Annotated in this window: 14 protein-coding genes; 8 read left to right on the top strand and 6 right to left on the bottom strand. The window is 41.3% G+C overall.

All coding sequences use genetic code 11. The features are described 5' to 3' along the window. Positions 1–9 precede the first annotated feature (9 nt). From F9802_RS03945 to F9802_RS03955, 3 genes are all read right to left on the bottom strand, one after another. Positions 10–1,041, bottom strand: coding sequence for an acyltransferase family protein (locus F9802_RS03945; RefSeq protein ID WP_152149861.1), 1,032 nt, complete (start codon positions 1,039–1,041; stop codon positions 10–12). Positions 1,042–1,283: 242 nt separating this feature from the next. Beyond that, positions 1,284–1,718 carry a hypothetical protein gene (locus F9802_RS03950; protein ID WP_152149862.1) on the bottom strand — a complete coding sequence of 145 codons (435 nt, stop codon included), beginning with the start codon at positions 1,716–1,718 and terminating at the stop codon, positions 1,284–1,286. Positions 1,719–1,892: 174 nt separating this feature from the next. Continuing rightward, a complete protein-coding gene (locus F9802_RS03955; RefSeq protein WP_152149863.1) occupies positions 1,893–3,407 on the bottom strand; it encodes an ATP-binding protein in 1,515 nt (504 codons plus the stop codon). 166 nt (positions 3,408–3,573) lie between these two features. Here F9802_RS03955 and F9802_RS03960 point away from each other — a divergent pair, with 166 nt between their 5' ends. Genes F9802_RS03960 through F9802_RS03970 form a run of 3 tightly spaced genes read left to right on the top strand, consistent with a single transcriptional unit; the run spans position 3,574 to position 7,348 of the window. After that, entirely contained in the window at positions 3,574–5,151 is a 1,578-nt protein-coding gene (locus F9802_RS03960; RefSeq protein WP_152149864.1) for a bifunctional metallophosphatase/5'-nucleotidase, read from the top strand. A 30-nt stretch (positions 5,152–5,181) separates the two neighbouring features. Beyond that, positions 5,182–5,628: a MarR family winged helix-turn-helix transcriptional regulator gene (locus F9802_RS03965; protein ID WP_152149865.1), complete on the top strand. Its 447-nt coding sequence runs from the start codon at positions 5,182–5,184 to the stop codon at positions 5,626–5,628. 16 nt (positions 5,629–5,644) lie between these two features. Then, on the top strand, positions 5,645–7,348 hold the full coding sequence (locus F9802_RS03970; protein WP_152149866.1) for a M3 family oligoendopeptidase: 1,704 nt from the start codon (positions 5,645–5,647) through the stop codon (positions 7,346–7,348). 271 nt (positions 7,349–7,619) lie between these two features. Here the strand turns inward: F9802_RS03970 and F9802_RS03975 are convergent, their stop codons facing one another. Next, positions 7,620–9,782 carry an ATP-dependent Clp protease ATP-binding subunit gene (locus tag F9802_RS03975; protein ID WP_152149867.1) on the bottom strand — a complete coding sequence of 721 codons (2,163 nt, stop codon included), beginning with the start codon at positions 9,780–9,782 and terminating at the stop codon, positions 7,620–7,622. Positions 9,783–9,987: 205 nt separating this feature from the next. On the opposite strand from F9802_RS03975, the gene F9802_RS03980 reads away from it, so the two are divergent. Then, complete coding sequence (locus F9802_RS03980) at positions 9,988–11,016, top strand: YkvI family membrane protein (protein WP_152149868.1); 1,029 nt, start codon at positions 9,988–9,990, stop codon at positions 11,014–11,016. Positions 11,017–11,037: 21 nt separating this feature from the next. Here F9802_RS03980 and F9802_RS03985 read toward each other — a convergent pair whose 3' ends face one another. Next, the gene (locus F9802_RS03985; protein ID WP_152149869.1) at positions 11,038–11,646 is read right to left on the bottom strand and encodes a CPBP family intramembrane glutamic endopeptidase; all 609 of its coding nucleotides are present in this window, start codon (positions 11,644–11,646) and stop codon (positions 11,038–11,040) included. A gap of 147 nt (positions 11,647–11,793) precedes the next feature. Here F9802_RS03985 and F9802_RS03990 point away from each other — a divergent pair, with 147 nt between their 5' ends. Continuing rightward, positions 11,794–12,144 carry a hypothetical protein gene (locus F9802_RS03990; protein ID WP_152149870.1) on the top strand — a complete coding sequence of 117 codons (351 nt, stop codon included), beginning with the start codon at positions 11,794–11,796 and terminating at the stop codon, positions 12,142–12,144. 43 nt (positions 12,145–12,187) lie between these two features. Here F9802_RS03990 and F9802_RS03995 read toward each other — a convergent pair whose 3' ends face one another. Then, positions 12,188–12,379 (bottom strand): YkvS family protein, encoded by a 192-nt coding sequence (locus F9802_RS03995; RefSeq protein WP_152149871.1) that lies wholly within the window; start codon positions 12,377–12,379, stop codon positions 12,188–12,190. Between the two features lie 219 nt (positions 12,380–12,598). Here F9802_RS03995 and F9802_RS04000 point away from each other — a divergent pair, with 219 nt between their 5' ends. The 3 genes from F9802_RS04000 (at position 12,599) to F9802_RS04010 (ending at position 14,247) form a co-directional block, all read left to right on the top strand. Further along, complete coding sequence (locus F9802_RS04000) at positions 12,599–12,793, top strand: hypothetical protein (RefSeq protein ID WP_152149872.1); 195 nt, start codon at positions 12,599–12,601, stop codon at positions 12,791–12,793. 166 nt (positions 12,794–12,959) lie between these two features. Further along, complete coding sequence (locus F9802_RS04005) at positions 12,960–13,226, top strand: phosphocarrier protein HPr (RefSeq protein ID WP_152149873.1); 267 nt, start codon at positions 12,960–12,962, stop codon at positions 13,224–13,226. A 235-nt stretch (positions 13,227–13,461) separates the two neighbouring features. Then, the gene (locus tag F9802_RS04010) at positions 13,462–14,247 is read left to right on the top strand and encodes an SDR family oxidoreductase (protein ID WP_152149874.1); all 786 of its coding nucleotides are present in this window, start codon (positions 13,462–13,464) and stop codon (positions 14,245–14,247) included. The last annotated feature ends 122 nt before the right edge of the window (positions 14,248–14,369 follow it).

Consider the following 14,369-nt stretch of genomic DNA (forward strand, 5'->3'; position numbering starts at 1 on the left):
ACATTCTCCTTATAGCTTTTCTGATATATTTTCTGACTGCTGCCTATTCGAGAACAGCTCTTTCAACTTTGACCACCTTGTTTCAATAAATGGCTGAGCAACAGTTGTGATAACTGTTGAAGAGAGCAGCATCGTTAAAATTAAAGACACGGTCAGCAATAAAATAATTGATTCCACCGAATCTTTCACTTCACTTTCACGGAAGCTTTTAATGACAAATCCATGCAGTAAATAGACGTATAACGTATTTTTCCCCCAGTCGGTAAAGAAAAATTTCTTCTTCGGCACGAATGCGAAAAAGGCGGCAATCATAATAAAGCTTAACACATAAATGCCGACTCTGTAGATCATGCCTTCTAGATTCGAACTTCCGAGGCCCGCAAAAGAAGAAGAGCCGAGCAGCCATCTTTGATCAAGGTCTGAAAATGTAAATGCTCCGTAAAAGATAGCGAGTGAGCTGAAAAGTAAAATAGCCCGGACTGGTTTTTTTGCGAGAAACTCAAAATGTTCTTTCCGTAAGTAATAACCGATTAAAAAAAACGGGAAAAAGATAAACGTACGGGCAAAGCTTAACACGTCTGTGCGGCCATCGATGCAGCCGACGGCAATTCCAGCGGCAAAAGAAATGACTAATAATATAGCCGGCTTCAGCTTCAGCCACTTGATAGAGATAAGCAGAAGCAAGTTCCAAAAAAATAAACTGAGCAAAAACCATAAAGACCAATGCGGAACGAGCAAATTAAGATGAAACGCCTCGTCCTCGTATAGAAAGAAGTAAAAAAAGGAATACACGATTTGAAAAATAAAAAAAGGCAGCAAGATTTTTTGGGCAATTTTTTTTACGTAGCCTTTTTTATAGAAGCTTTTTGCAAAAAAACCTGACACTAAAATAAAGCCCGGCATATGAAACAAATAAATCGTAGCATACGAAGCGAAAATAACAGGGTTATCGCCAATGTACGAACGGATAAAATGGCCAAATACAACGAAGAAAATTAAAATAAACTTCGCGTTGTCGAAATAATAATCTCTTTTAGACATGAAGTATCACCTGGTTTAAAGTATTATTTAGCATCTGGCTGCAGTATGACTTTGAACACAACATAGCATTATACAGGAAATTCGCTTAAACTGCCATTATACAAAAAAAGGAAGGTGGAGTTTTATATCCAACTTCATTTTATTAAAAGACAGCCTGATTTAACAGGATACGCAGAAAAACCGATTGACAAAAAGAGATGCTTTTGAAGAGAGAAGGCCTGCTTTAAAAAAAACGCCGGTTGCTACGCCCGGCGTTTTAAACATTCTCTCATATTAAAGTATTCTTCTACTTTAATGGATAAATGGATGGCTTCATGATAAATATCTGTTTTAATGCCATTTACGGATTGCGATTGACGGCTAGTTTCCAAAAGACGATTCAACAGTTCACCTAAAAGAGGAGAGTGTTTGAGCAGCTTCTTTAACTGGCTGCATTCTCTCTCCAGTTTTAAAACGAAGGCATTAATTTCAGTCGTATAAGCTGCCCGGGCAGCTGCTAATGTAAAAGCATAGATAGCTGCTGCTATACAAATAAAAGGTTCTGATGACTGTTTAATTAGCTTTTTTGCTTCGTTAATGGTTTGAACTTTTCTATAAATACCAATAGAAGGGTCATATATTTTTAAATGGTCACTATGCCATTCGAGTGCTGTGTCACCTAATACTGCTTCAGTCATATTTCTTTCTCCTTTAGTTCTCTCTTGGTGTTTTCTGCAGCCAGTTTGCTACACATTTTATATAACCTGTTTAAACAGAGCTTAAACATGAAAAGTCGATTTTGCTGTATAAAAACAAAAAGTGCCGATCATCTCCTTTGTAAAAAAGGTGATCGGCACTTTTTAATGAGCGGCTTATTCAACTTGTTGGTGCTTTTGAAGAGGCAGAGTAATGTTCACGACAGCCCCAAATCCGAGTTCACTTTCTATTTCAATCATCCCACCAAATGATTCAATAATTCGTTTGCAAACAACGAGGCCAAGTCCGGTGCCATCTTCTTTTGAAGTAAAAAAAGGTTTGAAAATTAAGTCCAAGTCTTCTTTCTTAATACCAGATCCTGTATCTGCAATCGTGATATGACAGTCTTCTTCTCCTTTTAATATCATTACACTTAACTGGCCTTCTTTGGGCATTGCTTCAAAAGCATTTTTCGTTAAATTTAACAATACTTGCTTCATTTGATCAACATTTAACTGAACCCACACTTCCTGCTCAGGAAGCGTCAAGTTATATTCGATACCGTACAAATTAGCTTCAGAGCGGATCAGCGGATTTAAATCGAAGATGATTTCCCGTATATCGACTGTCTGTACTCTTTGGGCAGTCGGCTTGCCTAAAATTAAAAACTCACTGACGATTTGATTAATTCGTTCAATTTCTTTATTAATGACGGCAAAGTATAATTTGTCTTCCGTGTTGTCATATTTTTCATTTAACAGTTGAACAAGCCCTTTAATTCCAGTTAGCGGATTGCGTATTTCATGGGCTGTACTTGCGGCAAGTGTCCCGATTAATTCAAGCTTTTGGGCTTCTTGCTGCATTTTTTCAAGTTTCGTCTGCCTTTTCAACATGACGTATTTTACTAGTAAAAACACGATGTGAAGCAAGATAATGATGGCTGCGCCAAACATCAAAGTAAGAGGGAATAAGTTACTTTTGTTGGATTCATAAGTCGAGATGACTAAGTTCCAAGGAAGCTGAGCCAGCGGATATTTGACGATTTGTTCGGTTTTATCTGTTTCTAGTTTTTCATTTACAGAGAAAATAGGTATTTGCTTTGCATTTTCAATGGAAATCGAATGTTCAGGCGTCAGCATTCTCATAATATTTTTCATATAATCAAGCCGGATATGAGAAACGAGAATGGCTTCGACATGCTCATCATTCATTACTGGTGTGGCGATGGCGATGACAGGCTGATTGTTGGACAATGTTTCCGCTTCATCAGATACGGCTGTATCTTTCGTCAAGAGCGCTTCTGTAATGTAGGGCTTATCTCTGAGATTATATTGCTTTAACAAATCATTCGTCCCGACGAGCAGATTACCTTCAAAATCAAGTACGTAAATGCCTCCATAACGCGGGTCTTTCCCGGCCATTTTTTTCAGCATCGTTTGGATCTTCATCGTTCGGGCTTTATTTAAGTTTTGCAGCTCTTCTTCTGTGCTGACAGCCAGTATGTCCATGCTGACTTTCGTTTCGTTAATAAATTGATCCATCTGATTCCGGTGGATGGTGGCTACCCATTCCAGCTTTTCGTGCTGCTGCTCGCCGGCCCGGTCAGATAGAAATTGGTAGCATCCAATTATAGAGAGAATAGCTGGAAGCACCACAATGAAAAAGTATATCGATCGTTCGCGTTTATTCATTTAGTTTCGTCCTTTTAAAAAAGTCATAGCTATTTCATTATAGCAAACTATATTTATTTTCTCCCCTTAAATTACAACATGAGATAAATTCAATTCAAGAACTCTTTCAATCTGTAGGAAAAACGTGTAAGTTGAAGAAAAGAAATAGTCGAGAAGGGGAATGAGAATGAAAAAAATCCAGCTGAAAATCCTTGAAACAAGCGATGTGCACGGAGCTATTTTTCCCGTTCATTACGGAACGAACAAACCCGCTCCCCACGGTCTTGCCCGGCTGTCTACATTCATTAAAAGCATGCGGCGGGCAAATGAACAAATGCTGTTAATAGATAACGGGGACTTTCTTCAAGGCACGCCGTTAGCAAGTTATTATTTCCGCTCCTTGGGGGAAGATATCCACCCAATGATCAAAGCTATGTCGCACCTTCAATATGATGCCGCTGTAATCGGCAATCATGAATTTAATTATGGACTGGATATTTTGAATAAAGCGGCAAAAGATGCTGACTTTCCTTTTTTAAGCTGCAATATTTTACATAGTGAAACAGAAGTTCCTTATTTTGGCCAGCCTTATGTAATTAAACGTTTTAGTGAAGGCATAAAAGCGGCTGTCCTTGGCGTAACGACCCGTTATATTCCTAACTGGGAAAAGCCGGATCACATTCGCGGGCTAGCCTTTATTGATGCTGTTGCTGCAACAAAAAAGTGGGTCCAGCACATTAAAGAAGTTGAAAAGCCTCATCTCATGATTGTTTCTTATCACGGTGGATTTGAAGTAGAGCTATCGACTGGGGAGAGAATTGAAAGAAAAGAAAAAGGAGAAAACCAGGCCTACAGAATCTGTACGGAAGTAGAGGGAATAGATGTATTGCTCACCGGCCATCAGCATAGAATAGCAGCCGAATTTGTCAACGGTGTGGCTGTTGTTCAGCCCGGGTTTAGTGGAGCGGAAATTGGGCAGGTGACAGCCGAATTTAGTGTGTCAGCAGAAAAGATAGAGTTAAGCGACCTTTCGATTAACGTAATAGAAGCAAAGAACTTTAGTGCGGATGAAGAAATTATCGCCTTAGTGGAAAATGAAGAGCGGGCAACGCAGCAATGGCTCGATGAAGTCATCGGCAAAATAGATGGAGATATGCTCATTCATGATCCTTTTCAAGTGAGATTACAGGAGCATCCGCTCATTGAATTGATTAACCGGGTGCAAATGGAAGCAGCTCAAACAGACATTTCCTGCACTGCTCTTTTCCATAATGGCTCGCCGGGGCTGCCGGCTGAAGTAACGATGCGGGACATCGTTTCCAATTATATTTATCCGAATTCATTAATGGTCATTGAAATTACCGGGGAAGAAATGAAACAGGCGCTGGAGCGGACAGCTTCTTATTTTACATTGCTGCCGGATGGAAGGCCGGGGGTCAGCCCTGAATTTTCTTATCCGAAACCGCAGCACTACAATTATGATATGTGGGAAGGCATTGATTATACAATGGACATCAGGAAAGCCCCGGGAGAACGGATCGGACAATTGCTCTATCAAGGGGAGCCAGTGGAAGCGAATGGACTTTACCGTGTTGTGATGAACAATTATCGCGCAGGAGGGGGCGGTGATTACTTGATGTTCAAAGGTAAAAAGGTTATAAAAGAAATACAAACGGACATGGCTGAGCTGCTTGCCGACTATATAAAAAAATACGAAAATATAAAGGCAGAAGTGAATCATAACTGGCGAGTCATTTATTCATAATGAGACCTATAAGGAAAAGAGTGGCAATAAATGAGCAATCAAGAGGAAAGAAAGCAGTCTTTGAAGTTATTTATCGTTTTATCGAGAGCTTATAAAGTAATTAATGAGAAAGTGAATGAATATATTTACGAAACCGGTTTGCATCCGACTGAATTTGCGGTGCTGGAGCTGTTGTATCATAAAGGCCCGCAGCCATTGCAGCAAATCGGCAGTAAAATTTTGCTGGCGAGCGGAAGCATCACATATGTCGTCGATAAACTTGAGAAAAAGCAATTGCTGAAACGGGCAGCATGCCCGACAGACCGGCGGGTCATCCATGCGGAAATCACAGAGAAAGGCCGGGAATTTATCGACAATGTGTTTCCACAGCATGAAGAAAGCATTCATCAGCTTTTGTCGAGCCTGTCTGAAGAAGAGAAAGAAACGGCCATTGCGATCATGAGAAAGCTTGGATTGTCCATTAAAGATTTGTCATAGGAAAGAAGGGGCATAAATGAAGTTTAACGACTATAAATATGAGCGGCCGGATATAGAGCTGGCAGAAAAGGAAACAGAAGAGCTGCTGGGGAAATTTAAAGAAGCGGATGGTGCTGAAGCACAAGTGGATGTGCTGAATAAAATCAACCAGATCCGCAGCCGTGTCAGCACGATGATGGATCTTTGTTATATTAGGCATACCGTTAATACAAATGACCCATTTTACAAACAGGAGCAAGACTATATCGATGAAATTTCTCCAAAAATGGAAGGGATCGCTTCCAGAATCAACGAAGCTTTATTGTCTTCAGCTTTTCGCAAGGAGCTGGAAGCGATTTTTGGAAAGCAGCTGTTTCAGTTGGCGGAAGCACAAGTCAAAACTTTTTCTAATGAAGTCTTGCCGCTGCTTGAAAAGGAAAACAAATTGTCTTCGCAGTACACTCAGCTTGTTGCTTCTGCACAAATCGAATTTCAAGGAGACACATTGACACTGGCCCAGCTTGAACCGTTTACGGAATCAGCTGACCGATCCGTGCGCAGGCAGGCAACTAGAGCCCGTTTCGCCTTTTTTGCGGAACATGAAAAACAGTTTGATGCGATTTATGATGAACTAGTGAAGGTCCGGACAGGAATCGCCCGCAAGCTCGGCTTTAAAAATTTTGTTGAACTCGGCTATTACCGTTTAAACAGGGTCGATTATAACTCGGACATGGTGAAAGGATACAGGGAACAAATAAAGGAGTTTATCGTTCCGCTTGCAAATAAACTGAGAAAGGCTCAACAGAAGCAAACCGGATTAAAAGAACTAAAATTTCATGATGAAAGCTATCAGTTTACGACGGGCAATGCGAAGCCGAAAGGACCGGCTGAGTGGATTATTGAAAACGGCAAAAAAATGTATGAAGAATTGTCTCCTGAAACTGCGGAATTTTTCCAGTTTATGCTCGACCATGATCTGATGGATCTTGAGGCGAAAAAAGGAAAAGCAGGCGGAGGGTATTGTACGTATGTGTCTGATTACCGTTCTCCGTTTATTTTCTCTAACTTTAACGGTACATCCGGAGACATCGACGTATTGACCCATGAAGCGGGCCATGCGTTCCAAGTGTATTCCAGCCGGGATTTTACTGTGCCTGAGTTTTTATGGCCGACATATGAGGCTTGTGAAATTCATTCAATGAGCATGGAGTTTTTTACGTGGCCGTGGATGGAATTGTTTTTTAAAGAAGACACAGATAAATATAAGTACGCCCACTTAAGTGGCGCCATTTTATTTTTGCCATACGGTGCGGCCGTAGATGAGTTTCAGCACCGTGTATACGAACAGCCCGGTTTAACGCCCGAAGAAAGAAAAACAGTGTGGAAAGAAATAGAACAGGTTTATTTGCCTCATCGTGATTATGACGGTATTCCTTACTTGGAAGCGGGCGGCTTCTGGCAGCGTCAAGGTCATATATATGAAGTACCGTTTTATTATATTGACTATACTCTTGCTCAAGTGTGCGCTCTTCAGTTTTGGAAGCGCATGAATGAAGACAGGGAAGAAGCCTGGAAAGACTACGTGAAAATTTGTAAGATTGGCGGAAGTTTATCGTTTACTGAAATTGTCGAACAAGCAGGCCTTCATTCTCCATTTGAAGAAGGTTGTATCAAAAAAGTGATCGAACCGATTGAAAGATGGCTCGATCAGGCTGGGCAAGAGTTGATAGACTCCATTTGAACAAAAAAGGTGCCTGAGGCTGTCTCAGGCACCTTTTTAAAATTAAGGCTGTTTTCGCAAACATTGTTGCTATTTACCAAGTAGTGCGGATTGGTTGATTTCCGCTGCAGTTGCTCTATTGGAGCGGGGCGGGCGGTTGAGCCTCCTCGGCGTAAACGCCTGTGGGGTCTCACCTGTCCTGCTTCTCCCGCAGGAGTCTCGCACTTCCGCTCCAATCAACCTTCAACAGTTTTCGTTTTAAGAGCAACAATCTCTTAGAAAAGAGCCAAAATTAACCAGTAATGCGTATGCTGTGATCTTCAATGACGGCTTGCAGTTCTTTCGTTTCCGGGTGATCAAGAATAAAGTCGGCAATTCCATCTTCAAGTTGTTCCTGAATAACGCGGCGAAGAGGACGGGCACCAAAATCAGGGTGATAGCCAAGTTCGCTTAACCGCTCTTTTACTTCATCTGTTACGTGCAGGATAATGGATTGCTCCTGCAACGTTTTATTCAAGTCAGCCAGCATTAAGTTGACAATTTGCTGTAAATGATCTTTTTCGAGCGGTTTAAATTCGATAATGTTATCGAACCGATTCAAAAATTCCGGTTTAAAGAAGCTGCCGAGTGAATCAAGAATGGAGCTTTCTTTGACGGCATTATTTTTCTCGAAACCGACAGTGATTGGTTTCACCGCTGCTCCAGCATTGCTCGTCATAATGATGACAGTATCTTTAAAGCTGACAGTCCGGCCTTGGCTGTCTGTCAGACGGCCGTCTTCCAGAATTTGCAGGAACATATGCTGGACATCCGGGTGCGCTTTTTCAATTTCATCGAGCAAAATGATGCTGTACGGATTGCGGCGCACTTTTTCGGTCAGCTGGCCGGCCTCGTCATGGCCGACATAGCCTGGCGGGGAACCGATTAACTTGGATACGCTATGTTTCTCCATGTATTCACTCATATCAAGACGGACCATTGCTTCTTTCGAGCCAAATAATTCTTCAGCGAGTGATTTAGTCAGCTCTGTTTTTCCGACGCCTGTCGGACCGACAAACAAGAAAGACCCGATCGGCCGGTTTTTCGCTTTTAAGCCGGCGCGGCTGCGGCGGATCGCTTTTGCCACTTTTTGGACGGCTTCAGCCTGGCCAATGACTTTCTTCGCTAAATGCGCTTCTAAATGCTTCATTGTCTGTTGTTCATCTTCCTGCAATTTTCCGACAGGAATACCTGTTTTCTGTTCGATCAATTGTTGGATATCTTCAACCGTGACGGCCGGGCGTTCTTGTGTTTCTTCTGACCCAGTCAGTTTTTCCTCAAGCTTTGCTTCTTCATCGCGCAATCTCGCTGCCTGTTCATACTCTTCTTTTTGCAAAGCGGCCTCTTTCTCTTTAGAAAGCCGGGCAAGTTGTTCAGTGATGGATTCTTTATCTTGAGTATCAATCGTTAAGTTGAGTTTTGAACCGGCTTCATCCATTAAATCAATCGCTTTATCAGGCAGAAATCTGTCTTGAATGTAACGGTGTGATAATTTGGCACAAGCTTCAATTGCTTCTTGTGTAAAAGTTACTTCATGAAAGTCTTCGTAGCGCTTTTGCAGCCCCTTTAAAATTTGGATCGCCTGCTCCACTGTCGGCTCGCTCACTTGAACCGGCTGAAAGCGGCGCTCTAATGCAGCGTCTTTTTCAATTTGTCGATATTCTTTCAGTGTAGTAGCGCCGATTAGCTGCAATTCGCCGCGGGCAAGGGCTGGTTTTAAGATGTTGCCGGCGTCCATGGAGCCTTCTGCTGATCCGGCACCGACAAGAAGGTGGATTTCGTCCACGAATAAAAGAATATTTTTATGCTTTTGCAGCTCTGAGATCAACTGTTTCATTCTTTCTTCAAATTGGCCGCGGATCCCTGTATTGGCGACAAGAGAAGCGACATCGATTAAATATACTTCTTTTCCTTTCAATTTAGCGGGTACATCGCCTTCCGCGATTTTTACTGCCAAACCTTCGGCAATCGCTGTTTTTCCTGTTCCAGGTTCTCCAATTAAAACTGGATTGTTTTTGTTACGACGGTTTAACACTTCGATGACGCGGCTCACTTCTTTTTCACGGCCGATCACCGGGTCGATTAATCCTGCTTTTGCCATATTCGTTAAATTACGTCCGAATTGATCCAGGAAGCCGTTGCCACCGCTATTTCCTCCATCTTTTTGAGGCTGCATATGCGGCGGTACTGCATGATGTCCGCTCGTTCCGTGGCCAGAGTCCGGAAAGCCAAACCCTTTTATTAATTCATCAAAAGGAAATCCTCCGAACTGTTGAAAGTTCATTGAACCATCTCCAATCTTTTGTTTGCTCTTTTGATAGCATGCCGAACATAGATGAAGCTGTTTTGCTTTTCCGTTGATATTCACCCGGAATTGGATATTTGCTTGATGCTGTTGGCAGTTTTGACACAACATATACTTCATTCCTTTCCAATTTATATAGATGAAATTTATTGAATAAGTTATTAATTGACTTTGACTAACTTTGACCTTATGGCTTTATTATAGTTTGACCTTTTCTGACTTTCAAGTATTTTTTCTTGTTTTTTTTGAAAAACACATTTTTCTTCTTGAACGTGCAAGACAAGCATAAGGTGAAATAATACGTTTAAAGCGGGGGATGGCTTTGAAATCATGGCTCGGAGCCTGCCAAGTGGCAGCAGTTTATATAGGAACTATTATTGGGGCAGGGTTTGCGACCGGAAAAGAAATTGTTCAATTTTTTTCTCAGTTCGGTTTTTACGGGGTGCCGGCTATTGTAGTCAGCGGCTGTTTGTTTATTTTTCTCGGAGCAAAAATTATGCTGACAGCAGTTGATTTGCAGGCAAAGTCTTTCCAAGAGTTTAATTCTTATCTTTTCGGTATGAAGCTCGGGTTCGCAGCAACGGTCATTCAATTTCTTATGCTTGTTGGAGTGACGGGAGTGATGCTGTCAGGAACCGGGGCGTTATTCACAGAAAGATTTGATTTACCAGCAAATGCCGGTATCTTATTGACGATTGCCGCTGGATTTTTAGTGATGAGAAAAGGTGTAACAGGACTGCTTGCTGTCAACGTGTTTGTCGTTCCTCTTATGGTCATCTTTCATCTATATGCTGCCGGCGAAGCAGCAGGCAGTCCTGAATTTTTGAAGAATGTTGTGGCGGGAGAAGATTCCGAGTGGACGTGGAAAATATGGACAGCGCCTTTTAGCTATGCCGCTTTTAATTTAGCTTTGGCTCAGGCAGTTTTAGTCCCGCTCGCTTTTGAAATTAAAGATAAACGGATAATAAGGACGGGAGCTTTTCTTGGAGGCGCCGTACTGACTTGTTTAATGTTGGCCAGCCACGTCAGTTTAGTGCAACTAGTAGAAGTTGCCGAGTATGATATCCCAATGGCGCAAGTGGTCGAGCAGTTAATACCGGAATTTCATTTTGTTTATGCCTTTCTTATATATGGAGAGATTTTCACTTCCGTTATTGGAAATGCTTACGGGTTGAAACAACAGCTGCAAGCTCACGTGCAGTGGCCGCCGGCGGTTTTGTTTTTACTTATTTTTTCAGCGGGTTTTTTATTGAGTCAAGTTTCATATGGGACATTGCTTGGTTTGTTATACCCTCTTTTTGGTTTCATTAGTTTAGTCTTTCTTGTATTGCTGTGGAAAAAATAAAACGGGCCGCATGGGCCCGTTTTAGCTAAGGGGGAATAAAACAATTAAGAATAAATCAAACACAAGGTGTGAAATGATCAGCATAGGGATGCTTCGTTTCCATACATATAAAGATCCCCAAAATAAACCGGCGATAAAGGCAGCCAAAACCCATACGAATTTGTCTGAATAAATAAAGATCGAGGCATACAAAATGGAAGTCGCGAGTATAGCCGTTAAATCATTAAAATAGACGGATAGGCGTTTTTGGACAAATCCACGCCAAAACAGTTCTTCTCCCGGGATAAAAACTAATATTAATACAATGTAATGCCAGGAAAACTGCGGAGAATATCTCTTATAAATGGCCGCTGCCTGGCTGTCCCATGAGAAAGGGAGATGGGGAAGGAGCAAATGGCCCGCAAAAAATAAGGCGTATAAAAGCAGACCAGATAGAACGCCATATTTTAAATAGCTGCGTGTTCGTTGCTTATCATCTATTTTCTCACTTATAATAGCGAAACTAATAAAGAAAAGATTTGCAGCTGTGTATAAATACCAAAATATATCACGGTCTGAAAACGTAATATACAGCAGTACGTGAGCAATTATCACGCTGAGGATTAGCCGCCAATCTTTAAGTAGTGACATCTTTCTAAACTCCTTTCTTTAACTACAGCACTTATTTTAACAAAAGCCCAGCTAAAATAGAATGAAAATACATTGAAACTTAAGAAAAGCGTAAGCGCCTGTTCAGCCTCGACAAGCAAATGTTCTTTCAGCAAGGAAGTCTGCCTTTTGACTTCAATGGTGAAAGGTTATTTGACCTCGAGGGGCTGGGCGCTGAAGCCGGACAGTAAGAAAAGCGTAAGCGCCTGTTCAGCCCCGACAAGCAAATGTTCTTTCACCAAGGAAGTCTGCCTTTTGGCTTCAATGGTGAAAGGTTATTTGACCTCGAGGGGCTGGGCGCTGGAGCTGGACAGTAAGAAAAGCGTAAGCGCCTGTTCAGCCCCGACAAGCAAATGTTCTTTCACCAAGGAAGTCTGCCTTTTGGCTTCAATGGTGAAAGGTTATTTGACCTCGAGGGGCTGGGCGCTGGAGCTGGACAGTTATCTAACTCGAAAAAGTTTATATTTTCCTATTCATTAAAAAAAGCTGCCTTGAAATAGGCAGCTTTTCACGAAATCGCAGGCTATGCGTTCACAGAAGAATGGACAATCGTATAGTTTTTATGGTTCACGACTGTTTTTTCTTCCATTTCCAATTCCCTGAAGTTCTCCATAATCGTCAAATCAACAATGACCGAATTCTCATTTACTTTTTCTACAATTCCTTGCAGCCCGTCCTTAAACTCGATCACATTCCCCACTTCTGCTTTTGTCATTTCTAACTCTCCTTCACAGATTAATGTAAAAGTTTTGTTTGTTGTTTCTCCCCGGTTTTTATATTAAGCTTTTGAAAGCCGAGCTTAACATGGCTGGGATTGAAATGTTTTTTCATTATAATAAGTTATAGAATTGATTACTTTACAGTGTGCCTTATTTTTGGAAAAGAGTAAAGTGTTTTGCCTAATTTTATGAAAAATTCTGAAAGGAATGACAATATGACTTTATCAGAGGCTGAAAGCTTATTGAATCAATTGAAAACTGGTGAAATTGATACGTGCTATGTGAGCAAAGAACATTTTCTTGTCTTTCAAAACGTATTGGTCAACAGAGAAGATTTTAAGCACTTTAGAGGAGTCGCCCAGCGTGGGGGATCTGTTTTGTATAACTATATGAAAGAACCGAGAAGCTGATGTGTTTTTTTCACAAATTTAACGATTTTAAGCTCATCAATTGAGCGAGCGTCTAAGGCATGCTATTCTCTAGAAGGGTAAGGTGAAACATTAGCCAGGTGTATAAAAGTTTTTTGTCCAGGCGACCCTGTTCGTAATGGTTAATAGTGAAGGAGAAGATGAAAACATGATAGAAAAACAATTCACAGTCACAGCAGAGACGGGAATCCATGCCCGCCCCGCTACTTTATTAGTACAAACAGCGAGCCGCTTTTCCAGCGATATTCAATTAGGGTATAAAGAAAAAAAAGTAAACTTAAAATCAATTATGGGGGTTATGTCTCTTGGGATCGGCCAGCATGCAAAAATTAATATTAGTGCAGAAGGGCCAGACGAAGAAGAAGCCTTGAAAACACTCGATGAAATGTTGAAAAAAGAAGGTTTAGCAGAATAATATTTCTCAAATGAAAAGAAAATGAAAAAAGGTGTATTTAAATGACAAGGTGGGGTAATAATAAATAACAGCACATGATTAGACTTACTCAAGCCTTTTCATTCTCATTTTTCCCCACTTTGATCCGGGCGTTATCGCCTGGATTTTTTTATTTTCTAAAAAAACACGAAAAAAATGAAAGAAAATTCTAAATACATTATAATGAGATTGAGAAATTAGAGAAGGTGGTTATAAGATGAGTCGGTCTTTTCAAGGAAAAACAGCTTTAGTACTCGCTTCCAGCCAGGGGCTCGGAAAAGCGATTGCAGAAAAATTTGCTGAAGGAGGAGCAAATGTTATGCTTGCCAGCAGAAGCGGCAGCAAGCTTGAAGGTGTTCAGCAGCAGCTGAGTGGAAGCGCTGAAGGGCGAATCGCTTATACAGTTTGTGATATAACGAAGCCGGAAGAAATTAAATCATTAGTCGACAAAACAGCTGAAAAATTTGGAACAATTGATATTTTGATTAACAATGCGGGAGGCCCTCCGGCCGGATTGTTTGAAGACATGGATGATGAACAGTGGCAGCAGGCGTTCGAATTAAACTTGTTGTCTTATATCCGGACGATTAGAGCAGCGCTGCCTTATTTAAAAAAGCAAGGCGGCAAAATTATTAATATTGCTTCTTCCTCGATTAAAGAGCCGATACCAGGGCTGATTTTATCTAATACGTTTCGGACAGGCATTGTGGGCCTTTCTAAAACGCTCGCAGAAGAATTTGCTTCGCACAATATTTTAGTTAATACGGTGGCGCCGGGAAGAATAGCAACAGATCGAGTGCGGCACCTTGATGAAATTAATGCTGGGAAGCAGGGAATTTCAATTGAACAGCAAGAAGAGAAGATGAGAAAGAAAATCCCGCTCGGACGTTACGGACAACCGGAAGAGTTTGCTAATGTTGTTGCTTTTTTAGCTTCAGATGAAAATACATATGTAACAGGCAGCAGTTTTCTTGTTGACGGAGGCATGGTCCGCTCTATCTAAGTCAACGGGGGAAACATAGAAAAAATATTTCTTTTTTTAGTTTAATAAGGCAGGAGACTGGGAACTATATAATCAAGCATGATCAATTGGAGATTCTCACTCACAACCCCCCTTTTCTTGGG

Source organism: Bacillus aerolatus (assembly GCF_009183655.1).
Classification (GTDB): Bacteria; Bacillota; Bacilli; order Bacillales; family Domibacillaceae; genus Pseudobacillus; species Pseudobacillus aerolatus.

Bases quoted from the DNA above. Each gene is read 5' to 3' on its own strand.
- F9802_RS03945 (WP_152149861.1), bottom strand. From the start codon at position 1,041: ATGTCTAAAAGAGATTATTATTTCGACAACGCGAAGTTTATTTTAATT.
- F9802_RS03950 (WP_152149862.1), bottom strand. From the start codon at position 1,718: ATGACTGAAGCAGTATTAGGTGACACAGCACTCGAATGGCATAGTGAC.
- F9802_RS03955 (WP_152149863.1), bottom strand. From the start codon at position 3,407: ATGAATAAACGCGAACGATCGATATACTTTTTCATTGTGGTGCTTCCA.
- F9802_RS03960 (WP_152149864.1), top strand. From the start codon at position 3,574: ATGAAAAAAATCCAGCTGAAAATCCTTGAAACAAGCGATGTGCACGGA.
- F9802_RS03965 (WP_152149865.1), top strand. From the start codon at position 5,182: ATGAGCAATCAAGAGGAAAGAAAGCAGTCTTTGAAGTTATTTATCGTT.
- F9802_RS03970 (WP_152149866.1), top strand. From the start codon at position 5,645: ATGAAGTTTAACGACTATAAATATGAGCGGCCGGATATAGAGCTGGCA.
- F9802_RS03975 (WP_152149867.1), bottom strand. From the start codon at position 9,782: ATGTTGTGTCAAAACTGCCAACAGCATCAAGCAAATATCCAATTCCGG.
- F9802_RS03980 (WP_152149868.1), top strand. From the start codon at position 9,988: ATGGCTTTGAAATCATGGCTCGGAGCCTGCCAAGTGGCAGCAGTTTAT.
- F9802_RS03985 (WP_152149869.1), bottom strand. From the start codon at position 11,646: ATGTCACTACTTAAAGATTGGCGGCTAATCCTCAGCGTGATAATTGCT.
- F9802_RS03995 (WP_152149871.1), bottom strand. From the start codon at position 12,379: ATGACAAAAGCAGAAGTGGGGAATGTGATCGAGTTTAAGGACGGGCTG.
- F9802_RS04000 (WP_152149872.1), top strand. From the start codon at position 12,599: ATGACTTTATCAGAGGCTGAAAGCTTATTGAATCAATTGAAAACTGGT.
- F9802_RS04005 (WP_152149873.1), top strand. From the start codon at position 12,960: ATGATAGAAAAACAATTCACAGTCACAGCAGAGACGGGAATCCATGCC.
- F9802_RS04010 (WP_152149874.1), top strand. From the start codon at position 13,462: ATGAGTCGGTCTTTTCAAGGAAAAACAGCTTTAGTACTCGCTTCCAGC.